22 protein-coding genes are annotated in these 22011 nt (G+C 64.7%); 13 read left to right on the top strand and 9 right to left on the bottom strand.

What is annotated here, in order from left to right; all coding sequences use genetic code 11:
• Position 1 precedes the first annotated feature (1 nt).
• Complete coding sequence (locus HNS03_RS17645; protein WP_367197194.1) at positions 2-520, bottom strand: TRAP transporter small permease; 519 nt, start codon at positions 518-520, stop codon at positions 2-4.
• Positions 517-1551 carry a TRAP transporter substrate-binding protein gene (locus HNS03_RS17640; RefSeq protein WP_367197192.1) on the bottom strand — a complete coding sequence of 345 codons (1035 nt, stop codon included), beginning with the start codon at positions 1549-1551 and terminating at the stop codon, positions 517-519. Before HNS03_RS17640 ends, HNS03_RS17645 begins: the two co-directional genes overlap by 4 nt.
• 525 nt (positions 1552-2076) lie before the next feature.
• Here HNS03_RS17640 and HNS03_RS17635 point away from each other — a divergent pair.
• The 5 genes from HNS03_RS17635 to HNS03_RS17615 are packed head-to-tail and all read left to right on the top strand — an operon-like array spanning position 2077 to position 5723.
• A complete protein-coding gene (locus HNS03_RS17635) occupies positions 2077-3000 on the top strand; it encodes a branched-chain amino acid ABC transporter permease (protein WP_367197294.1) in 924 nt (307 codons plus the stop codon).
• Positions 2997-3992 carry a branched-chain amino acid ABC transporter permease gene (locus HNS03_RS17630; RefSeq protein ID WP_367197190.1) on the top strand — a complete coding sequence of 332 codons (996 nt, stop codon included), beginning with the start codon at positions 2997-2999 and terminating at the stop codon, positions 3990-3992. Before HNS03_RS17635 ends, HNS03_RS17630 begins: the two co-directional genes overlap by 4 nt.
• Positions 3985-4734: an ABC transporter ATP-binding protein gene (locus HNS03_RS17625; RefSeq protein ID WP_367197188.1), complete on the top strand. Its 750-nt coding sequence runs from the start codon at positions 3985-3987 to the stop codon at positions 4732-4734. Before HNS03_RS17630 ends, HNS03_RS17625 begins: the two co-directional genes overlap by 8 nt.
• Before the next feature lie 23 nt (positions 4735-4757).
• Positions 4758-5459, top strand: a complete 702-nt coding sequence (locus HNS03_RS17620) for an ABC transporter ATP-binding protein (RefSeq protein WP_367197293.1) — start codon at positions 4758-4760, stop codon at positions 5457-5459.
• Positions 5460-5486: 27 nt separating this feature from the next.
• Positions 5487-5723, top strand: a complete 237-nt coding sequence (locus HNS03_RS17615; RefSeq protein ID WP_367197186.1) for a hypothetical protein — start codon at positions 5487-5489, stop codon at positions 5721-5723.
• Positions 5724-5782: 59 nt separating this feature from the next.
• Here the strand turns inward: HNS03_RS17615 and HNS03_RS17610 are convergent, their stop codons facing one another.
• Entirely contained in the window at positions 5783-7009 is a 1227-nt protein-coding gene (locus HNS03_RS17610) for a glycoside hydrolase family 3 N-terminal domain-containing protein (RefSeq protein WP_367197184.1), read from the bottom strand.
• A 142-nt stretch (positions 7010-7151) separates the two neighbouring features.
• Complete coding sequence (locus tag HNS03_RS17605; RefSeq protein WP_367197183.1) at positions 7152-9494, bottom strand: bifunctional salicylyl-CoA 5-hydroxylase/oxidoreductase; 2343 nt, start codon at positions 9492-9494, stop codon at positions 7152-7154.
• A gap of 253 nt (positions 9495-9747) precedes the next feature.
• On the opposite strand from HNS03_RS17605, the gene HNS03_RS17600 reads away from it, so the two are divergent.
• From HNS03_RS17600 to HNS03_RS17575, 6 genes are all read left to right on the top strand, one after another.
• Entirely contained in the window at positions 9748-10485 is a 738-nt protein-coding gene (locus HNS03_RS17600; protein WP_367197181.1) for an SDR family NAD(P)-dependent oxidoreductase, read from the top strand.
• Positions 10485-11006, top strand: coding sequence for a MarR family winged helix-turn-helix transcriptional regulator (locus HNS03_RS17595; RefSeq protein WP_367197179.1), 522 nt, complete (start codon positions 10485-10487; stop codon positions 11004-11006). Before HNS03_RS17600 ends, HNS03_RS17595 begins: the two co-directional genes overlap by 1 nt.
• Positions 11003-11836: an enoyl-CoA hydratase family protein gene (locus tag HNS03_RS17590; RefSeq protein WP_367197178.1), complete on the top strand. Its 834-nt coding sequence runs from the start codon at positions 11003-11005 to the stop codon at positions 11834-11836. The genes HNS03_RS17595 and HNS03_RS17590 overlap by 4 nt, the downstream gene beginning before the upstream one ends.
• 3 nt (positions 11837-11839) lie before the next feature.
• Positions 11840-13024, top strand: a complete 1185-nt coding sequence (locus tag HNS03_RS17585) for an acyl-CoA dehydrogenase family protein (RefSeq protein WP_367197176.1) — start codon at positions 11840-11842, stop codon at positions 13022-13024.
• 73 nt (positions 13025-13097) lie between these two features.
• Positions 13098-14741 carry an AMP-binding protein gene (locus HNS03_RS17580; RefSeq protein ID WP_367197174.1) on the top strand — a complete coding sequence of 548 codons (1644 nt, stop codon included), beginning with the start codon at positions 13098-13100 and terminating at the stop codon, positions 14739-14741.
• Between the two features lie 150 nt (positions 14742-14891).
• On the top strand, positions 14892-15344 hold the full coding sequence (locus tag HNS03_RS17575) for a RidA family protein (protein WP_367197292.1): 453 nt from the start codon (positions 14892-14894) through the stop codon (positions 15342-15344).
• A gap of 238 nt (positions 15345-15582) precedes the next feature.
• On the opposite strand, the gene HNS03_RS17570 is transcribed toward HNS03_RS17575, so the two are convergent.
• Positions 15583-15777, bottom strand: a complete 195-nt coding sequence (locus tag HNS03_RS17570) for a DUF1192 domain-containing protein (protein WP_367197172.1) — start codon at positions 15775-15777, stop codon at positions 15583-15585.
• A gap of 219 nt (positions 15778-15996) precedes the next feature.
• Here HNS03_RS17570 and HNS03_RS17565 point away from each other — a divergent pair, with 219 nt between their 5' ends.
• Together HNS03_RS17565 and HNS03_RS17560 are read left to right on the top strand one after the other, a co-directional pair.
• The gene (locus tag HNS03_RS17565) at positions 15997-16998 is read left to right on the top strand and encodes an NAD(P)H-quinone oxidoreductase (protein WP_367197290.1); all 1002 of its coding nucleotides are present in this window, start codon (positions 15997-15999) and stop codon (positions 16996-16998) included.
• 179 nt (positions 16999-17177) lie between these two features.
• Positions 17178-17897: a DUF1013 domain-containing protein gene (locus tag HNS03_RS17560; RefSeq protein WP_367197171.1), complete on the top strand. Its 720-nt coding sequence runs from the start codon at positions 17178-17180 to the stop codon at positions 17895-17897.
• Positions 17898-18151: 254 nt separating this feature from the next.
• On the opposite strand, the gene HNS03_RS17555 is transcribed toward HNS03_RS17560, so the two are convergent.
• From HNS03_RS17555 to pgeF, 4 genes are all read right to left on the bottom strand, one after another.
• On the bottom strand, positions 18152-19084 hold the full coding sequence (locus HNS03_RS17555) for a ribose-phosphate pyrophosphokinase (RefSeq protein ID WP_367197169.1): 933 nt from the start codon (positions 19082-19084) through the stop codon (positions 18152-18154).
• A gap of 130 nt (positions 19085-19214) precedes the next feature.
• Complete coding sequence (locus HNS03_RS17550; protein WP_367197167.1) at positions 19215-19742, bottom strand: hypothetical protein; 528 nt, start codon at positions 19740-19742, stop codon at positions 19215-19217.
• 152 nt (positions 19743-19894) lie between these two features.
• A complete protein-coding gene (locus HNS03_RS17545; RefSeq protein ID WP_367197165.1) occupies positions 19895-21049 on the bottom strand; it encodes a M24 family metallopeptidase in 1155 nt (384 codons plus the stop codon).
• Positions 21050-21112: 63 nt separating this feature from the next.
• Positions 21113-21886, bottom strand: a complete 774-nt coding sequence (gene pgeF / locus HNS03_RS17540) for a peptidoglycan editing factor PgeF (RefSeq protein WP_367197163.1) — start codon at positions 21884-21886, stop codon at positions 21113-21115.
• Between the last annotated feature and the right edge of the window lie 125 nt (positions 21887-22011).

Below are 22011 nucleotides of genomic sequence, written 5' to 3'. Positions count from 1 at the left end.
ATCAGGCCTCTTCGCTGCGCTTGAAGACGGCAATCGCTGCGACGACGGTCGCGATTGCGCAAAGGGCGGACATGGCGAAGGCGACCGGTGCGAGCGGGATACGAAGAATCACGGTCGTGTCTCCATAGGAGGTCAGCTCGACGGCCTTGTGGTAGAGCAGCCAGCTCGCCACCCCGAGGCCGAACGCCATCAGCACCCGCGCCCCCATGCGCAAGATGGCTTGAAGGAAGGGCGGGGTCCGGTCGTAGAAAAGCAGCACCGAGACGTGCTCGTTTCGGGCCGTCACGATCGGCAGGCCCACGAACACGATCAGCACGAGCATGACTTCCGTCGCCTCGAAGGCGCCGGGAACGGGTGCGGTGAAGATGTAGCGACCGATCACGTCGACGACGGTCAGAAGCATCATCGTGAACAGCAAGATGCCCGCGATGACATTGAGGAGGCCCGCGCAGATGGCGGGAAGACGCGCCGCGAAAGGGCGGCGCGTCTGATGCGAGTGGAGCGCGTCGTTCGCGTTCACTTGCTTTCCTTGGCCACTTCTTCCTTAAGCATCTTCAAGGCGGCCTCACCGTCGACGCCCTTTTCCTTGGCGGCGTCGAGGAAGACCGACTGGATCCCGTCCAGCTTCTCGTGGAGCGTCTTCATGAAGGCGTCGTCCGCCTCGATGATCTTGATGCCCTCCGATTCCATCTTCTTCACGCCCGCGGCGTCGGCGTTGTCCCAGGCCTGGCCGGCGATCCGCGCCAGCGCCTCACCGGAGACCTTGTCGATCGCGGCCTGATCCTCCGCCGACAGGCTGTCCCAGGTCTTCCGGTTCATGATGATGAAGAAGCTGGTGTTGTAGAGCCCGCCGTCGACGCTGGTGCCGTTCTTGATCACCGTGTCGATCTTGAAGAAGGGCACGGATTCCGCCGGGAACAGGATGCCGTCGGCCACACCGTTCGACAGGATCTCGTAGACCTGCGGCGAGGGCGCGCTGACCGGCACGATGCCGAGATCCTCAGCCACCGTGTTGGCGAGACCGCCGCCGACGCGGTACTTCGCGCCTTCCAACTGGCTCGCTTCGGTGACCGGACCCTGGGTGGTGTAGATTTCGCCGGGGCCATGGGTGAACAGGGTGATCACCTTCACCCCTTCATGCTCGTTGGCGGCCTTCAGATACTTCTCGTAGACGCGCCAGTAGGCGACGGAGAGCGCCTCCGACGTGTTGGACTGGAACGGCAGTTCCACCAGCGAGGTCAGCGAGAAGCGGTTCGGGGTGTAGCCGTGCACGCCATAGGCGACATCGGCTGCACCGTTGCGGATCAGGTCATACTGGGCCGGCGGCTTGCCGATCGGGGCCTTCATCACGTCGACCGTCACCCGGCCGTCGGTGGCTTCCGCAACCTTCTTGCCCCAAGGCTCGATGATCTCCGTGACCAACGGATGTCCCGGCGGCAGCCAGTTCGAGACGCGCAGCACGGTATCGGCGTTCGCCTGGCCGACAGCGGCCGCCAGGCTCATCGCGACCGCGATGGCGCCAATCCTCATTCGGGTTCCAACGACGGACATGCTCCGATTCTCCCTCTGTCCGGTTGCAATCAATCTTGTCCGCGTCGCCTGCAACTCGTGCGCCATATCCGGGTGCGAGGCGGATGGCGTCGGCGAGCAAAGCTGCGCGCGGGGCTTCACAACAGAGATATTTCAAACCTAAAATGTCGACGGTGTCGACCGGCGAACGTCTAGTTTCGCAAAATGCGTAAGCAGACGGTGTGCCGCACAAAAAAACAGCAGGCACCTTCCAGAGAACCGTGGGGATCGACTGTCATGTCGGAAGTGACGAAAGGTGGGGTCGCGTCGCCGACCCGGATACCGAGCCGGATCGGTGTCGGTTGTCGTGCCAGGATCGATCGAAAGACGGCGCGGGCACATGCCGGCCGGCGATCGCACAAGGCGAGCCCAATTCTCGACAGGCCGTAGCCGCGGCCCCCGCCCGCTTCTCGGGCGCTTGGCCCCGGCCATGCAAAAGCTGCGCGAGATCCGGTTCGCGACGTCGCATCCGCCTCATTCGTTTCCAGCGAGGTTTCCCCCTTGTCGATGATGCTTTTCGCCGTTCAGCTTTTGAACGGCCTGCAGCTCGGCGTGCTCCTGTTTCTTGTCGCCGCCGGTTTGACGCTGGTGTTCGGCGTGATGGATTTCGTCAATCTCGCCCATGGCGTCCAATATATGGTCGGCGCCTATCTCGCGGTGCTGTTCACCGGGCTGGTGGGGAACTTCTTCCTGGCCCTGCTTCTGGCCATGGCCGCAGCCCTTGTGATCGGCCTGCTTCTTGAGGTGCTGATCTACCGCCATCTCTACGAGCGAGATCATCTCGACCAGGTGCTCGCGACCTTCGGCGTCATCCTGTTCTTGAACGAGGCCGTGCGTGTTCTGTTCGGGTCGGCGCCGCTGTCGGTGGCGATGCCGGAAACGCTGTCCGGCGGGGTCGTCCTCATGAACGGCCTGCTCTACCCGGTGTACCGGATCGCGCTCATCCTGGTCGGCCTCGGCGTTGCCGTGCTGCTGTGGGTGCTCGTTACCCGCACGCGGATCGGAATGCTGGTGCGGGCGGGGGCGACCAACGCCCAGATGGTTTCCGCGCTCGGGATCAACATTCGCCGCCTGTTCATGATCGTGTTCGGCTTCGGGGTGATGCTGGCCGGCTTTGCCGGCTTTCTGGCCGCGCCGATCCTGTCGGTCGAGCCCGGCATGGGCGACAGCCTGCTGATTCTCGCCTTCGTGGTGATCGTGATCGGGGGGATTGGCTCGATACGCGGCGCCTTCTTCGCCGCCATCATCGTCGGGCTGGTGGATACGCTGGGGCGCACCTTCATGACCGACATTGCCAAGCTGGTCATGTCGCCGTCGACGGCGACGGACGTCGGCCCGGCGGTCGCCTCCATGCTGATCTACGTATTGATGGCTGCGGTCCTGTTCTTCAGACCCACCGGGCTTTTCCCCGCAAAGGGGCAGCAGGCATGAGCGACACGCCAACCCTGACCACCGCCTCTGCCGGTCGCACTCCCGCGAGCCCGCGCCTTTTGGGATTGCGGCTGCCAATCGCGATTTTCGTTCTGCTGGCGCTGGTGCCGGCGCTCGCGACCGTGCTCGACGACAGCTTCATCACGTTGTTCGTCATTCGCGTCATGATCTTCGCGATCGCCGCCGTCAGCCTTGATCTGATCCTCGGCTACGGCGCGCTGGTCTCGTTTGGGCATGCCGCGTTCCTGGGGATCGGCGCCTACGGCATCGGCATTCTATCGGCCGAGGGCATCTATGACGGGCTGGTGGCGATCCCGGTCGCGCTCGTCGCAGCAGGCCTGTTCGCGCTCGTCACCGGCGCGATCTCGCTGAAAACCCGTGGCGTCTACTTCATCATGATCACGTTGGCCTTCGCCCAGATGGCCTACTACACGACCACCAGCCTGTCGGCCTATGGCGGCGACGATGGGCTCACCATCTGGCGACGCACGGAGTTTTTCGGCACGGGCCCGCTCGACGATCGCCTCACCTTCTTCTACGTGACCTTCGGTTGCCTGCTGGCGGTCTATCTTCTGTGCAGGATGATCGTGGCGTCTCGCTTCGGCCGGGTGCTGACCGGCGCGAAGCAGAGCGAGATCCGGCTACGGGCGATCGGTATCGATCCCTATCCTTACCGGCTCGTGGCCTATGTGATCGCCGCCATGATCTGTGCGCTTGCCGGCGTGCTGCTCGCCAACCAGACCGAGTTCGTCAGCCCCGCCTATATGGGTTGGCACCGCTCCGGCGAATTGATCGTCATGGTGGTGCTGGGTGGGATCGGTACGCTGCACGGCGCAATCATCGGCGCGGCCGCGTATCTGCTGCTGGAATCGCTGCTTCAAGATGTCACTCACCACTGGCAGTTGATCTTCGGGCCTTTCCTCGTCCTGGTCGTTCTGTACGGCAAAGGTGGGCTGGTGCGCCTGATCACGGGAGTGCGCGCCCATGGCTGACGCGATCCTTCGGCTCGAGCGGCTGTCGAAGCATTTCGGGGCGCTTCGGGTCACCAACGAGCTCTCCCTGGATATCCTGCGGGGGGAAGTTCACGCGATCATCGGCCCCAACGGGGCCGGTAAGACCACGCTGATCAGCCAGATTTCCGGGGCGCTCAAGCCGGACCATGGCCGCATCACGTTCGACGGGCGCGACGTCACCGGCCTCTCCATGGCCCAGCGGGCCCGGCTCGGCCTGGCCCGCTCGTTTCAGATCACCACGGTGCTGCCCGACTTCACGGTTCTGGACAACGTGGCGCTCGCCGTCCAGGCGCGGCAGGGGCACTCCTTCCGCTTTATAAAGGCGGTGGCACGGGATATCGGCCTTTCCAAGCGGGCGCTCCAGCATCTGGAAATCGTTGGGCTCGCCGATCGGGCCCATATGCAAGCCGGACGTCTGTCCCACGGCGAAAAGCGGAGCCTGGAACTGGCCATCGCGCTCGCCACCGAGCCCAAGCTTCTGCTCCTCGACGAGCCCATGGCCGGCACCGGCAAGGAGGAGACCGAGCGCCTGGTGACGGTTTTGAAGCGGCTTGCCGCCGACTACACCATGCTACTGGTCGAGCACGACATGGCGGCCGTTTTTGCGCTGGCCGACCGGATCTCCGTCCTTGTCTATGGCGAGGTGATTGCAACCGGTGCGCCGGCTGACATCCGAACCAACGAGAAGGTCCGCAAGGCCTATCTCGGGGAGGAGGCCTGATGGACGCGCGCGCGACCCGAACCATGCTGGCCGTCGACGGCCTCGAAGCGGCCTATGGCGACAGCCAGGTTCTGTTCGGCATCGATCTGAGGCTCGAAGAGGGCGAGGCGGTGACGCTGCTCGGCCGCAACGGCATGGGCAAGACCACGACGATCCACACCATCATGGGGCTGCTCTCCCCCAAGGCGGGGCGGGTCGTGATCGGCGGAACCGACCTCACGGGCGCGCCCGCCTATCGCATTGCCCAAGCCGGCCTGGGCCTTGTCCCGGAGGGCCGGCAGATCTTTCCGACCCTGTCGGTGGAGGAAAATCTGGTCGCCACGTCCGCCAATCGCGGTGGCGGCAAACCGCGCTGGACGCTTGCGGAGGTCTATCGCTTCTTCCCGCGGCTTGCGGAACGGCGCAACAACTCCGGCAAACAGCTCTCCGGCGGCGAGCAGCAAATGCTGGCGATCGGCCGCGCCTTGATGACCAACCCCAAGCTCCTGATCCTCGACGAGGCCACAGAAGGACTCGCGCCGCTGATCCGCGAAGAGATCTGGAGCGTGCTGGAAACCTTGAAGAAGGAAGGCCAATCGATCCTGATTGTCGACAAGAATATCGACGCTCTGTCGCGCTTCGCCGATCGCCACGTGGTTATCGAGAAGGGGCTGGTAGTGTGGGCCGGGACGACGGCGGACCTTGCGGCCGACCCCACCGTCACCGAGCGCTATCTTTCGGTTTGAGGGATTGGATGCAATTGTTGGCAGATCATGACGGTGGAACTCGAGCTTTCTCCAACTCTGCACCAGCGGGTCGCGGCAATTGCGGCGCGATCCGGGATGACCGTGTCGCAGGTCATTGCCGATGCCCTGGAGAATAGCCGTTCTCTGGAATGGCAGGAGCAGTCTCGCCGTCGTTCATGCGGCAAGACGGTGACGGTGGCCCGACGCCTTTCGGTCGCGTTCCAGAGCCGGTCAGCTTTCAATGGAATAGCTGAACGGCTCTAACTCCTCGTTTTGGCGCATTTCCGGACGGCGAACCGGTTCCCACGTCGCCTGGAAATGCTCTACAGCCCCGTCGGGGCGCCGACTTTCCGCTTCAGGGCCATCACCCGAGCATAGGACTGGGCGAGCGACTGACGGAAGGCGGGATCCTCGGCTGCGGCAGCCGCCACGGCGGCGATCGCCTTCTGCGGGAAATCCGACCCCGTCGAGCCGTCGCCGGAGACGACGGCAATGTCGTTGCCTGCTTTGAGGGCCGCCACGACCGCGTCCACGGCGCTCATCCGGTTTCGGATCGCACGCATAATGAGATCGTCGGTCATCACGACGCCTTTGAAGCAAAGCTGGTCGCGCAAGAGGCCCTGGATCACCGCCGGCGAAATCGAGGCCGGAAGCGTGTCGCCGTAGCCCGGTCGCGCCAGCCGGAGATGGCCGACCATGATCAGATCGGCGACCCCGTCGGAGATGAGCGTGCGATAGGGGATCAGCTCCGCCTTGCTCCACGTCTTGGTGATGTCGACGGCCCCGTTGTGGCTGTCGCCCGCCGACGAGCCGTGGCCGGGGAAGTGCTTGAGCGAAGCGGCGACGCCGGCCGCACGATGGGCCTTCACGAAGGCCTCGTCATAGGCCGCGACCACCGCCGGATCGCTGGAGAAGGCGCGGTCGGCCTTGGCAATCACCGGGTTTGCGGGATTGACCGCCACGTCGGCGACCGGTGCCAGATTGACGTTGAAGCCCCATGCCTTCAGCGCGTCCGCCATCTTGCGATAGAGCGTTTGCGCTTCGCCGGGCGAATAGTGCTTGGCCACATAGGCGGCCGACGGGGTCGAGGGAAAGCCCATGGAGGCGGTCAGCCGTTGGACCTTGCCGCCTTCCTGATCGATCATTAGGAGCGCGGGCGTCGACCCGGACGCGGCCTGGAAATCGGCGGCGAGCCGCTTGACGTTTGCTGCAGAGCTGACGTTGTGGCGCAAGAACAGGACGCCGCCGACGCGTCCGGCCGCGAGATCGTCGCGAACCGCGGCGGCCGAAGCCGACCCCGACGACGATCCGCTGAAGCCCACAACGAGAAGCTGCCCGATCATCCGCTCCAGCGCGACGTCGCTCGGCGCCGGCGCGGCGGGTGCGGCACAGCTCGCCGCTGTGGTCGTTCCTGTCGCCATCGGGATCGGGGCATCCCCGGTCGCCATGCACGCGGTTGTGGTGAGTAGGACGAGGGCGGCAAGTAGCGGCCGGAACACTCTCATCGGCGGGACGATCTCCATGGCGGCGACAAGCCACGCACGGCCCATCACGGCCCCGTACCTGCCCGCTCCCTGCGCACCGATCAACACTTCATTTGCGTAAGGCTGGGGATGGGCGGGGGAAAAGAAAACGGCCGGATCGCACGTGCGACCCGGCCGGTGATCAGGTTTCAGCCTTCGCGGAAGCGCTCTACTCTGCCGCCTGCTTGCGGGCGTCGGTGTAGTGGTGCCGCGGTCGCGCCTTCAGCTTCAGCTCCTTCAGCTCCTCGCGGTCGCGTTGGGCGGTGCGCAGGGCTTGCTGGTAGCCGGCGAGATATTGCGGCGGGCAGTACATCTCGGAGAAGCCGTAGGTCGCCGCCGAGTCCAACCCAACGGCGGGATCGAGCAGGTGCGGACGTCCCATGGCGACGAGATCGGCGCGGCCGGCGGCCAGAATGGTGTTCACCTGATCCGCCGTGGTGATGTTGCCGACCGCGATCGTCTTCACGCCGGCCTCGTTGCGGATTTGCTCGGCAAACGGGGTCTGGAACATGCGGCCGAAGATCGGCTTGGCGTCCGGCACGGTCTGGCCGGTGGAGACGTCCACCAGGTCGGCGCCGTGCTCCAGGAACGCCTGGGAGATCGCGACGGAATCGTCGCCCGTGATGCCACCTTCCTTCCAGTCCGTTGCCGACAGGCGCACCGACATCGGCTTTTCGTTCGGCCAGATGGCCCGGACCGCATCGAACACCTCCAGCGGGTAGCGCAGCCGATTTTCCAACGAGCCGCCATATTCGTCGTCGCGGGTGTTGGTGAGCGGCGACAGGAAGCTTGCCAGCAGATAGCCGTGGGCGCAGTGGAGCTCGAGCATGTCGAAGCCGGCGCTGTTGGCCCGCTTCGCGGCCGCGACGAACTCGCCCTTGATCCAGTCCATGTCCTCGCGGGTCATGACATGGGGCACGGGGCTGTTCTCGAAATAGGGCAGGGCCGAGGGGGCGACCACGTCCCAGCCGCCTTCCTCCAGCGGCTGATCGATGCCTTCCCACATCAGCTTGGTCGAGCCCTTGCGGCCGGAATGGCCGATCTGCATGCAGAACTTCGCGTGGGAGTTCTTGTGCACGAAGTCGACGATGCGGGACCAGGCGGCTTCCTGCTCGTCGGTGTAGATGCCGGCGCAGCCCGGCGTGATCCGACCTTTTTCCGATACGCAGGTCATCTCGGTGTAGAGAAGGCCGGCGCCGCCCATGGCACGTGCCCCGTAGTGCACGAGGTGGAAGTCCTGAGGCACGCCTTCGACCGCCGAATAGGTGTCCATCGGTGACACCACCAGACGGTTCTCCACCACCATGTCGCGCATGCGCAAAGGGTGGAACATCGGGGCCGGCGGGTTCTCCAGGTCCACCTCGAAGCCTTCCGCCGCGACCTGCTTGGCGAACATCTTGTCGACGGCGCGCACGAACGGCTCTTCGCGCAGCTCCAAATTGTCGTAGGTGATCGCCTTGGACCGCGTCATCAGCCCGAACGCGAACTGAACCGGATCCATGTCCCAGTAGCGGTCGACGTGTTCGAACCAGACCAGCGACACTTCGGCCGCATGCTGGATCTTCTCCACGTCCTCGCGGCGCTGGGATTCGAAGGCGGCGAGCGCATCGGCCACGGACGCATTTGCCCGGAACGCCTCGAACAGGGCGATGGCATCTTCCATCGCCAACTTCGTACCGGAGCCGATCGAGAAGTGCGCAGTCGACTTGGCGTCGCCGAGCAGGACGATGTTGTCCTTATACCAGTGCTTGTTCCGAATGGCGGGGAAGTTGCGCCAATAGGACCGGTTGATCAGGAGCGGATGCCCTTCGAGCTGCTTGGCGAACACCTTCTCCAAGAACTTGGCCGATTCCGGCTCGTTCATCTTGTCGAGGCCGGCGCGCGCCCAGGTGTCCGGATCGGTCTCCATCACCCAGGTCGAGAGGCCCGGCTCGTACTGGTAGGTGTGCGCGATGAAGATGCCGTACTCGGTCTCTTCGAAGAAGAAGGTGAAGGCGTCCAGCGGTTTGGTGGAGCCCATCCAGGCGAACTTGTTGGGCCGCAGGTCGACTTCCGGCTGGAAGTGATCCTTGTAGGTCTCGCGCACCAGCGAGTTGATGCCGTCGGAGGCCACCACCAGGTCGGACTCGCGCATCAGGCGCTCGAAATCGGTGACGTCGGTCTCGAACAGAAGCTCGATGCCGAGTTCGCGGGCGCGCTGATGGAGCAGGATCAGAAGCTGCTTGCGCGAGGTGCCGCAAAAGCCGTTGCCGCCGATCCGGTACACGTTGTCCTTGAAGTGGATCTCGATGTCGTCCCAGTAGGCGAAGTGGTCTGTGATCGCCTGGTAGCTCTCGAAGTCATAGGCTTCGAAAGTCTGTAGCGTCTCGTCGGAGAACACCACCCCGAATCCGAACGTATCGTCCGGCCGGTTGCGCTCAAAAACCGTGATGCGCGCGGCCGGATAGGACTTCTTCATCAGAATGGCGAAATAAAGCCCGGCAGGCCCGCCACCCATCACGGAAATTTTCATGACACGTCTCCCGATAAAGCGGTGAAGCATTGGGCCCGAACTTGCCGGAACGGTCACCCTTGTGCCCCCAGGGAAGATATTTTAAGCTTGAAACAATTTCCCGTGCAAGCGATGAAAACGCGCCGCCGGGAGCCGAGAATGCCTGCGGGTGGCAGCTTGCCAGCCCGCCTAATGACATGCGCCGCTGTCCGTTGGCGGCGGGAACTTGGAGCGAGAGGCAAGCGTGGGCGACGGTTCGAGCGATCGGCATGTAATGATCACCGGAGGCGGTACCGGCATCGGCGCGGCGATCGCAAAAACCCTGAAAGATCAAGGGTTCAAGGTGAGCCTTGTGGGACGTCGGCGCGAACCGCTCGATCAAACCGCCGAGGCCATCGGCGGGGCGGCTGTGTTTCCGGCGGACGTGACCGAGCCTGAGGCGATCGGTCGCGTGGTGGGCGAAGCGGTCGGTGCGAACGGGGCGATCGATGTCCTAGTCAATTCCGCGGGGCTCGCGCGGACGGCGCCCTTTATGAAGACCGATGCCGCGATGCTGCGCCAGTTGTTCCAGGTCAACGTGGAGGGAGTCGTCACCTGCGCCCAGGCGGTGTTGCCGGCGATGCTCGAAGCCGGCTTTGGGCGCATCGTTAACATTGCCTCCACTGCCGGCCTGAAAGGCTACGCCTACACGTCCGCCTATGTCGTCTCCAAGCACGCGGTCGTCGGCTTGACGCGCGCGCTTGCGCTGGAGACCGCCGGCAAGGGCGTGACGGTGAATGCGGTGTGTCCGGGCTTCACCGATACCGATTTGACCGCTGAGAGCATTGACCGGATCGTGTCGCTGACCGGCCGTAGTGCCGAGGAGGCGCGTGCCACGCTATCGGAAACGAATCCGCTTAAGCGGCTGATCCGGCCGGAAGAGGTGGCTGACGCGGTGCAATGGCTGGTTGGGCGCGATGCCGGCGCGGTGACCGGCCAGTCCATCGTGGTCGCCGGCGGCGAGGTGATGTGATGCGGGCGATCACGGAGACTGCCGCGCTTGATGCCGAGACGCGGGCACTGGAGCGCCCGCGCGATCACACAAGCGAATTGCGCCTGTGGCTGCGCATGCTGGCGTGCACCAACATGATCGAGACGGAGATCCGCCGCCGGCTGCGCGAGCGTTTCGACGTGACGCTGCCGCGCTTCGATCTGATGGCCCAGCTCGACAAGGCGCCCGAAGGACTCAGCCTGGGCGAGATCTCGCGTCGGATGATGGTGTCCAACGGCAACGTGACCGGCTTGGTGGAGCGTTTGACCGAGGACGGCCTGGTGGAGCGCCGTGCTTCCGATACCGACCGTCGCTCCACTTTCGTGAGGCTGACGCCGGATGGCCGGGCGGCGTTCCGCCAGATGGCCGATGAGCACGCGGACTGGATCGGCGAATTGTTCGGCGATCTATCGGCCGACGACATCGAGGTCCTGCTCGACCAGCTCGGTCAGGCCAAGGCCTCGGTGCTTTCGCATTCCAAAAAAGGAGAGGGGGCGCGATGAGCGACCGGTTCCAGATCGAGTTGCCGCTCAAGGACTACAAGCCGGAACACTTCCTGCTGACGGTCGAAGGACCGGTTGCGACCATCACCTTGAACCGCCCCGAGCGGAAAAATCCGCTGACGTTCGAGAGCTATGCGGAGCTGCGTGACACCTTTCGGGCGCTGCGCCATGAGACCGAGGTCAAGACCATCGTGGTAACCGGTGCCGGCGGCAATTTCTGCTCCGGCGGCGACGTGTTCGAGATCATCCAGCCGCTGCTTGAGCGCGATATGGTCGGTCTGCTCGACTTCACCCAGATGACCGGCGATCTGGTCAAGGCCATGCGGGCGTGTCCGCAGCCGATCGTCGCCGCCATTGATGGCGTATGCGTGGGCGCGGGGGCCATCATCGCCATGGCCTCCGATGTCCGCTTCGGCACCGAGGCCGCCAAGGTCGCCTTCCTGTTCACCAAGGTCGGCCTTGCCGGCTGCGATATGGGCGCGTGCGGGATCCTGCCGCGCATTATCGGCTTTGGGCGTGCGGCGGAGCTACTTTATTCCGGCCGCGTCATGCGCGGCGACGAGGCGGAGCGCTGGGGGTTTTTCAACCGGCTGCTGGCGTCCGACGCGGTGCTGGCCGAGGCGCAGAGCTTCGCCGCCGAGCTCGCCAAAGGACCGACCTTCGCCCACGGGATCACCAAGAAGATGATGCACATGGAGTGGGACATGTCGGTGGATCAGCTCATCGACGCGGAGGCGCTCGCCCAGTCCGTTTGCATGCAGACGGAGGACTATCGCCGCGCCTTCGAAGCGTTCGCGGCGAAGAAGACGCCGGTGTTCGAGGGCAACTGAGCCATGGCGGACAAGAGCTTTCTCGACTGGCCGTTCTTTGAGGAGCGCCATCGCGCCTTTGCCGCCGAACTCGATGGCTGGGCCGCCAAGACGGTACCCGGGCTTATCGATCACCACGATGTCGACGGAAGCTGTCGTCGCCTTGTCGGGGCGTTGGGCGAGGCCGGCTTCCTGAAGCACACGGTCGTGGCGCCGCACGGCGGGGCGGCCGAGACGCTGGACGTGCGCACGCTTTGCATCGCGCGCGAGACCTTGGGGCGTCATCACGCGCTTGCCGATTTCGCCTTCGCCATGCAGGGGCTCGGCACCGGCTCGATCAGCCTTTACGGAAGCGACGATCAGAAGGCGCGGTTTCTGCCGAAGGTCGGCGCCGGCGCGGCGATCGCTGCCTTCGCGTTGACGGAACCTGCCGCCGGATCGGATGTGGCGGCACTTGCGACCACCGCCGAGCCCGATGGCAACGGCAATATCCGCATCTCCGGCGAGAAGACCTGGATCTCCAACGGTGGCATCGCCGACCAGTATGTGGTGTTCGCCCGCACGGGCGAGGCGCCGGGTGCGCGCGGCCTGTCGGCGTTCGTGGTCGAGGCGGACCGGCCGGGCTTCACGGTTGCCGAACGGCTGGACACCATCGCGCCGCATCCGCTCGGCCGGCTCGTGCTGGAGGACGTGACGGTGCCGGAGGCGAACCGGCTCGGGAAGCCGGGCGAGGGCTTCAAGATCGCCATGGCGACGCTCGACGTGTTTCGCTCCACCGTTGGGGCGGCCGCGCTCGGATTTGCCCGCGCGGCCCTGGAGGAGGGGCTGAACCGGGCGAGTTCGCGTCATCTCTTCGGTGCGCCGCTTGCCGATCTGCAGCTGACCCAGGCCGCGCTCGCCGACATGGCGCTCGATGTCGATGCCGCGGCCCTTCTGGTCTACCGCGCGGCTTGGACCAAGGACCAAGGTGCCCCGCGCATCACCCGCGAGGCGGCCATGGCGAAGCTTTACGCCACCGAGGCGGCTCAGCGGGTGATTGACAAATCCGTGCAGATCCACGGTGGCGACGGCGTGCGCTGCGGCACGCGGGTGGAGGAACTCTATCGGGATATCCGTGCGCTCCGGATCTACGAGGGAGCGAGCGAGGTGCAGAAAATCGTGATCGCGCGCCAGGCGCTTCAGGCCTTTGCGGCGGACGCTTTTAACTAACCTTCAAGGGCAGGAACGAGCTCACAAGGACAGGCTGAAATATAAAACACCTTCCGTGTTGAGAGGACTGAAGATGGGAACTGAATCCGCGCACGTTGATACCTTTGCTCGGGACAATCTTCCGCCGCTGGACCAGTGGCCGGAGTTCCCGAATCTGGAAAAGCTTGGCTATCCCGACCGCATGAACTGCGCTGTCGAGCTGATCGACAAGAATGTTGCGGAAGGTCGCGGTGACAACATCGCGCTGATCGGACCGGACGTGACCTGGACCTATGCGGATCTGGTCAAGGTCGTGGACAAGATCGCCCACGTGCTGGTCGACAAGTACGGGCTGAAGTCCGGCAACCGGGTGCTGCTGCGCTCCGCCAACAACCCGATGATGACGGCGGTCTACTTCGCCATCATCAAGGCCGGCGGCATCGTGGTGGCGACGATGCCGTTGCTCAGAGCGAAGGAGCTTTCCGTCCTGGTGGACAAGGCGGAGATCCGCCTGGGCGTGTGCGACAAGAAGCTCAGCGACGAAATGGAGAAGACCCGGGTCGCCGCGCCGCGGATGACCGACATTCTCTATTTCGGCACCGATGCGCCGGATGGGCTGGAAGCCCAGATGGCGCAGTATGATGCGCCGTTCGAGGCCTGCGATACCTCGCGCGACGACATTTGCCTGATCGGGTTCACCTCGGGCACCACGGGCCAGCCCAAGGGCACCATCCACTTCCATCGCGACATGCTCGCGATCTGCGACTGCTACGGCAAGCAGGTGCTGCAGCCGCGCGAGGACGATCGCTTCGTCGGGTCTCCGCCGCTGGCGTTCACCTTCGGGCTGGGCGGCCTCGTGCTGTTTCCGTTCCGGGTCGGGGCGGCGGGCATTCTTCTGGAGCGTGCCGGTCCCGACGACCTCCTGGAGGCGATCAGCAAATATAAAGCGACCGTCACCTTTACCGCGCCGACCGCGTACCGGGTGATGCTGACCAAGCTCGACCAGGCCGATATCTCCAGCCTGCGCAAATGCGTCTCGGCCGGGGAGACGCTGCCGAAACCGACTTGGGATGCCTGGTACGAGAAGACCGGTATCAAGTTGATGGACGGCATCGGCGGCACGGAGATGCTGCATATCTTCATCGCCGCGCGCGAGGAGGAAATCCGGCCGGGCTCTACCGGTAAGCCGGTTCCCTTCTACGAGGCGAAGGTGATCGACGAGCAGGGCAACACCTGCCCGCCGGGCGTGCCGGGCCGGCTTGCCGTGCGCGGTCCGACGGGTTGTCGCTATCTCGCCGACGATCGTCAGACCAAGTACGTCCAGAACGGCTGGAACCTCACCGGCGATACCTTCGAAATGGATGAGGACGGCTATTTCTGGTACAAGGCGCGCTCCGACGACATGATCATCTCGTCCGGCTACAACATCGCCGGTCCCGAGGTCGAGAGCACGCTTCTGGCCCATCCGGCGGTGGCGGAATGCGGGGTCGTCGCCGCCCCTGATCCCGATCGCGGCCACATCGTCAAAGCCTATGTCGTTCTTGAGGACGGCTTTACGGGCGATGCCGCGCTGGTGAAAGAGCTGCAGGACTACGTCAAGGCGGAGCTTGCACCCTACAAGTATCCGCGTGCGATCGAGTTCGTGACGCAGTTGCCGCGCACGGAGACCGGAAAGCTGCAGCGTTTCCAGCTTCGCCAATTCGCCGAGTCGGAAGCTGCCGCTCCGGCTGCCAAGTAGAGCCTTTTCCGGTCGGGTTGAAACGCCTGATCGGAAGCCGGCCCGGTGCGGGCCGCGATTGTTTCCTTCGGACGGATGGGGCGGGGCTGCGGTCCGCGCTCCGTTCTGCCCCCGTCCAGCCATGTCATTGGAGGTGACGCCTTGAGCCAAGTGGATGTCGACGGCACGAAAGCCACGCCCCAGCAGCCCGCCCGTGTGATGTCGCCGCTGAAAGCGGTACAGCCGGAGGGATGGGCGGAGCCCAGGGGCTATGCCAACGGTATGGTTGGAGAGGGCCGGGTGCTGTTTGTCGGCGGGCAGATCGGATGGACGGTCGACGGCAAGTTCCCTGCCGATTTCCTGGGTCAGGTGGGCCAGGCGCTCCGGAACATCCTTGATGTGGTGGAGGCTGCTGGCGGCGGACCGGAGCACATTGCGCGGCTGACCTGGTATGTCACCGACATCGATACCTATCGCGCGTCGCTGAAGGAGCTTGGGCCGGTGTATCGCTCGGTGCTCGGTAAGCATTTCCCGGCGATGGCACTGGTGCAGGTGGCGGCGCTGGTGGAGGCGGAGGCGCAGGTGGAAATCGAGGCCACCGCCGTCTTGCCGACGGAAGGCTGATCGAACGCGCCCTTCGCACAAGAAAAAATGGCCGCCCGTCGAGGGCGGCCGAAGTCACTTGGAGGGGTCAGGTGGAGCGGCACGTGTCGCTCCCGGTCAAGAAAACCGATCCAGCGAAACTGGATGAGTCAGTTATCCTTAATTAACCTTAACAATCGGTAAACGGGGGAAGGCGTTCGCAAACCGGCCGGGGGCGGATGGCGAGCTCGAACGCTTCCGCTTGGCCTGGAAATGCTCTTTAGGTCTTGAAGAAGCTGTCGGCGGCGGCGCGGCTGGCGCTCTTCGCCTCGCTGAGGCGATCGATGCGTTCGATCTCCTCTTCCAACGCGGCTCGCCGGTCGGCGAGCTCTTCCAGCGAATGCGCGGAAAGATCCTCGCCGATCACGATCGCGGCGGGGCGTTGCGGACGGTCATCGTCGCCGATCAGACTCATGAACGCATGGCCTTCGTCTTTTTCGACCAAGCGAAGTCTAACCGAAACGGCCGACGAAGGGAAATCCCGAGCCTTGGGAAAGGCGAAGGAAAACAAGCGCGTGTGCCGGAACGGCTGGAACGGAACAGGATTCTGGCGTCGAGGTGCCGATCGGCGTTGGCCTCGCGGACCTGGCGGGCTATGTCCGAGATCAGCAATAAAATCGGGAGATGGACGATGGTGGATCGAGTGCCGGAGACGATGACCGCGATCGCGATACGCGAGCCGGGCGGGCCTGAGGTTCTGGTTCCCGTGACGCGGCCGGTGCCGCGGCCCGATGCCGGCGAGGTGCTGATCAAGGTCGAAGCCGCCGGCGTCAATCGACCCGACGTGTTTCAGCGCCAGGGCAATTATCCGCCGCCGAAAGGGGTGACCGACATCCCCGGCCTGGAGATCGCCGGCACCGTGGTCGCCATCGGCGACGATGTGGAGACCGTGGCGGTTGGCGACAGCGTGCTGTCGCTTGTGCCCGGTGGTGGCTACGCGGAATATTGCGTCGCTGCGGAGGAGACCGTTCTGCCGGTGCCCTCGGGACTTTCGATGGTGGAAGCCGCCGCCGTTCCGGAGACCTTCTTCACCGTCTGGTCCAACGTGTTCGATCGCGGCAAGCTCAAGCCCGGCGAGCGGTTTCTGGTCCATGGCGGGACCTCCGGCATCGGCACCACGGCGATCCAGCTTGCCAAGGCATTTGGCGCGTTCGTGATCGCGACCGCCGGCTCCGACGACAAGCTCGTCGCTTGCCGCGAGCTCGGCGCCGACGTGGCGATCAACTACCGCACCAGCGATTTCGTTTCCGTGGTCAAGGAGGAAACCGAGGGCCGCGGCGCGGATCTCATTCTCGATATGGTCGGCGGCAGCTATGTGGAGCGCAACTGGCAGGCGGCGGCCGTCGAGGGACGCATCGTCCAGATCGCGGTGCTGCAAGGTCCGAGCGAGCATGTGGATTTCCGGCGCTTGATGATGAAGCGGCTGACCCACACCGGCTCGACGCTCAGGGCGCGGGAAATCGCCTTCAAGGGCCTGATTGCCGAAGCGCTGGAAGGCAATGTCTGGCCACTTCTGGCGGACCGGACCGTATGCCCGGTAATCGATTCGACCTTCGCGCTGCAGGCGGCGGCCGATGCCCATGCACGGATGGAAAGCTCGGGCCACGTCGGCAAGATCGTGCTCACCGTCGGCTAGGGCAGCAATCGCGGCGGCCACCGATCGTCGGTTGTGCCCTCGCAGGCGGAGGGTGCAACCTAAACGCACGGTTTGCGTCGGCCGCGCTTGCGGTCTATATCTCCTGTCTCAATCCCCTACATTCGGTGGAAAAGGGCTTTCCCGGCGCGAGGCCGGGCAAGCAAACAGGAGGAATTTGAATGGCGATCGGGCAAAACGCTCCGCTCATGCCTAAGGCGACCGCGGTTTGGCTGGTCGACAACACGGCGTTGTCCTTCGATCAGATCGCGGCGTTCTGCAAGCTGCATCCGCTCGAGGTGAAGGCGATCGCCGATGGGGACTCGGCTCAGGGGATCAAGGGGCTCGATCCGGTTCTGACCGGCCAGCTTACGCGCGACGAGCTGGATAAGGCCGAGGCTGACCCGAATCATCGCCTCAAGCTGGCGCCGCCGAAGGTGCGGGTGCCGGAATCGAAGAAGCGCGGCCCGCGTTACACGCCGGTGTCCAAGCGTCAGGACCGGCCGAATGCGATCCTGTGGCTGTTGCGCAATCACCCGGAACTGAAGGATGCGCAGGTCATGCGCCTCGTCGGCACCACCAAGTCGACGATTCAGGCGATTCGCGACCGCACCCATTGGAATGCGCCGAACCTGCAGCCGGCGGATCCGGTGACGCTTGGTCTGTGCACCCAGATCGAACTCGATCTCGAAGTTGAGAAGGCGGCGGCGGAAGCCGGGCCTGGCGGCGAAGATCGCACCGAGCCGGCGACGCTCCTGTCGGTGGACGAATCGCTCGCTCCGGCGTCGCGTCCGGACGAGGAGGACGAGGACGTCGATCCGGATTCGGTCTTCTCCGGCCTGAAGGCCTGGCGCAAAGGCGGTGAGGGCGACGAGGAAGACGACGAAGGACAGGGCAGCTAGAGCGTTTCCAGGAAAAGTGGGTACCGGTTTTCCGTCCGGAAACGCGTTGAAACCATAACTCAGCCCCGCTCCGTGCTTTCGATAAAAGCGGAACGGGTCTGGAGCGTTTCCAGGAAAAGTGGGTACCGGTTTTCCGTCCGGAAACGCGCCGAAATAACAGCTTGGAGCCGTTCGGCGATTCTGGGGAAACGGAACGGCTCCCGTCTAACGAGAATTCGGGTCGAGCGGCCCGAATTCTCCATGTCCGTACCGGATCAGTCGAACAGGCTGGAGACGGATTCTTCCAAGGCGGTTCGGCTGATGGCCTCGCCGATCAGCGGAGCGATCGAAACGCTGCGGACGTTCGGCGCCGCGATCATGGCCTCTGTCGCTTCGATCGAGTTGGAGATCACGAGCTCGGTCAGGCGCGAGTTGGCGACCCGCGCCACTGCCCCGCCGGACAGCACGCCATGGGTGATGTAAGCGGTGACGCTGGTGGCGCCCTGGGCAAGCAGCGCATCGGCCGCGTTGCACAGCGTGCCGCCGGAATCGACGATGTCGTCGACCAGGATGCAGTCGCGTCCTTCCGGCGAGCCGATGACGTTCATCACCTCCGATTCGCCGGGGCGCTCGCGCCGCTTGTCGACGATGGCGAGCGGGGCATCGATGCGCTTGGCCAGCGCCCGGGCGCGCACCACGCCGCCAACGTCCGGCGACACCACCATGATATTGCCGAGTTCGTAGCGCTCCTTGATGTCGCGAGTGAACACCGGCGCGGCAAACAGATTGTCCGTCGGGATGTCGAAGAAGCCCTGGATCTGACCGGCGTGCAGGTCCAGCGTCAGCACGCGGTCGGCGCCTGCGCGCACGATCAGGTTGGCGACGAGCTTGGCGGAGATCGGCGTGCGGGGCCCGGCTTTGCGATCCTGCCGGGCGTAGCCGTAGTAAGGAATAACGGCCGTGACCCGTCGGGCGGAGGCGCGGCGCAGCGCATCCGTGAGGATCAGAAGCTCCATCAAGTGATCGTTAGCCGGATAGCTCGTCGACTGGATGACGAAGACGTCCTCGCCGCGGACATTTTCCTGAACCTCGACGAAGATCTCCTGGTCGGCGAACCGACGGACCAGACATTGGGTGAGAGGCACTTCGAGGTAGGCGGAGATCTGTTCGGCGAGTGATTTGTTCGAATTTCCCGCCACGAGCTTCATGGGGCGCGCCTCTATCAAAATCCTGGGAGCCGGACCGGCCGGACGGTAACTAGCAATGTGCCACCCTCTCGGCAACATGTGCGCGTCGCCGAAGCCGGGGATTGTGCGCGCCGGCCCGGTGAGGGGACGGCTATTTCGCTCCGCCGCCGAGCCAGGCGTCGAGCTCACCCACCACGTCAATGGCGATGTTGTTCAAGGCGTCTTCGTTGACGCCCGACCAGGGATCGCCGGAAGTGATGCCGGCGGACTCGTGGCCGGTGATGCGGTGGAGCCGCGTACCCTCGGCCGTGAAGACGTCGAAGACGTAGACGATGTTCGCCGCATTGTCGGAGCTGACGGCGGAAAGGAAGCCTTTCACCCGGTAGGTCGCCGGCGCGCCCACGCGCTTGACGAGCTGTAGGTTGTGGATCGCCGCTTCGTCCGCGATTTGTTGTGCCAGAGTGTCGGCGATGTTGCCCGGCATGCCCGTGAACGGCTCGAAGGCGAACGTCACGTCCTGCTTGCTGACCGGTGCGGTCGCGGACCCTGGCGTGCCCGGAAAGTTCACCACACCCGACAGATCCGCCGTCCCGCAGCCGGCAAGCAGAAGCACCGCGACGATGGCGGTGAGGTGTCGGGCGGTTCGGCCGCGTGGGCGCGCGGAGACCAGTGCTCCCATGTTCCGAGGCTCCCTCAGATCACAATGCGTTTCCGGCAGGTCGTTCGCCAATCGGGTTCCCGCACGAGGTGCGAGGCGAAATCCCTATCGTTGTCTAGCCGGGCCGGATCTCGAAATCCAGCCGGGGTGTCGATCGGGCTCGCAGGCGGGCTTCAGCCGCGGTCGATCAGGGCGACAGGGTGGCGTGACAACGGCTCGGGCGCGCCGTCGGTGGTCAGGTAGCTGCGTCCCAGCGTCATCGCGGTTCCGCTGTCGCTGTCCATTAGAATCATGTGCGCGAACAGCACCATATCGGGAGCGATCTCGGTCGGGTTGCCGCGGTAGAACATCGGCGGGTCCATCCAGGATGGAGCGTAGCGGGTGCCGAGGGAATAGCCGCAAGCGTTCATGCGGTGCGGCTGCATGCCGGCCGCGTCGACCACCTTGGCGTGGGCGTCGAACACGTCGCCGAACGTACGTCCCGGCTGCATCGCGTCCTCCACGGCGGAAAGGGCTGCCTCCGCGGCGTCGAACAGCTCGCGGTGGCGCAGGGTGCCGCCACCGATGGTCACGGTCGCCATCATGGCGGCGTGGTAGTGGCGATAGGCGCCGGCGAACTCCAGCGTGATCTGGTCGGAGGGCGACAAAGTCCGCCGTCCGGACTTGGTCCGGCACAGAAGCGCGTCGCGGTCGGACCCGATGATGAACCCGTTGCCGGGATAGTCGCCACCACCGGCGAACACCGCCCCCTGCATGGCCGCCAGGATGCGGCCTTCGTCCGCGCCGGGCCGGATCTCGGCGAGACCGGCTTCCCAGGCGTCGTCGCAGAGGGCTGCGGCGGTGCGGACATAGGCGATCTCGGCCGCGCTTTTCACCGACCGCAGGGTCGGCACCAGATCGGAGGCGTCCTCGGCCGTGGCGAACGACTGCAGCGCTTCGTCGAGCAGCTTTCCGTTGGCGGCCGTCAGACCGTGGGTGTCGGTTTCCACCCCGATGCAGGCGCCCAGCAGGTCGAATTCGAACAGGATATCGATCAGCCGCTTGGTCGGGTTCGCGCCGCCTTCGTCGACCCAGACACGGATATCTTCCACCAGTGAGGTGTGCTGCGCCTGTCTGAGGTCCGGCAGACGGGTCATCAGGACGAGGCGGCCGTCCTTGGTCAGCACCAGACACTGGAAATAGCAGTAGCCGAAAGTGTCGTAGCCCGTGAGCCAGAAGTGGCTTTCCGGCGCGAACATGAGCAGAGCGTCCAGGCCACGATCCGCCATTTCGGCCAAAACCGCGGCCTTGCGTCGGTCATATTCGTCGCGCTCGAAGGCAAGTGCCATGGCGTACGGTCCTTGTGGTGGGTGTGCCGGCCGAATGTCGCAAACGCGGATGGGCGGGCCGGCCTATCGATCCGCCGCGATCGCGATTGCAGAGACCAGGCGGCCATAGTCCGGCTCGTTTTGATGTTGTGAGCGGCGATAGGAGAAGAAGCGGTCGGGATCGCGGTAGGTGCAGAGATCGAGGCGGGAGGCGTTGGCAAGCCCGGCCACCTGCAGTCGGTCGACGATGTAGCGCGGCAGGTCGAAAAAGGCGTGGCCGCGCCGCTCGCTGTCGGCGAAATAGGTCTCGTTCGCGCGGTCCGCGTCCAGGAATCGCTCGACGAATTCCGGTCCGACCTCGTAGGCGTCCTGGGAAATCGTCGGTCCCAGCACGGCAATGATGCGGCTGCGCTCGGCACCGAGATCCTCCATGGCGGCGAGCGTCGCTTCCAGAACCCCGTCGAACGCCCCGCGCCAACCGGCGTGGGCGGCCGCAATCACGCCCGCGTCCGCGTCCGCGAACAGCACCGGTCCGCAATCCGCCGTCGAGACCCCGACCGCAACGCCCGGCGTGGCCGTCACCACGGCATCGCCGCGCGGACGGTCTTCTTCGGGCCAAGGACCATCGACCACCAGGGCGGTCGCCGAATGAACCTGATAGGGGGTCACGAGCCGATCGGCGGCGACCCCGAGCGCGCCGGCGACCCGCTCGCGATTCTCCCGCACCGTCTCCGGGTTGTCGCGGGAGCCGAGGCCGACATTCAGGCTTGCATAGATCCCTTCGGATTTGCCGCCCTCACGCGTGAAAAAGCCATGCCGGATGCCATCGGCACCCGAAAGGTCCGACGCTGTGATCATCGGGACCTGCCAATGCGGGATGTGAGTCGAGCAGGCAAGAAGTCTCTCATCGATGGTCGCCTCCCGTCGCGCCGATGCAAAACGACGCGTTTTTGAGACTATCCCAACAGCATGGCGGGTGCGTA

It is taken from the genome of Amorphus sp. 3PC139-8 (assembly GCF_040750475.1).
Classification (GTDB): Bacteria; Pseudomonadota; Alphaproteobacteria; order Rhizobiales; family Amorphaceae; genus Amorphus.
This window is presented reverse-complemented; position numbering and strand designations above follow the sequence as displayed.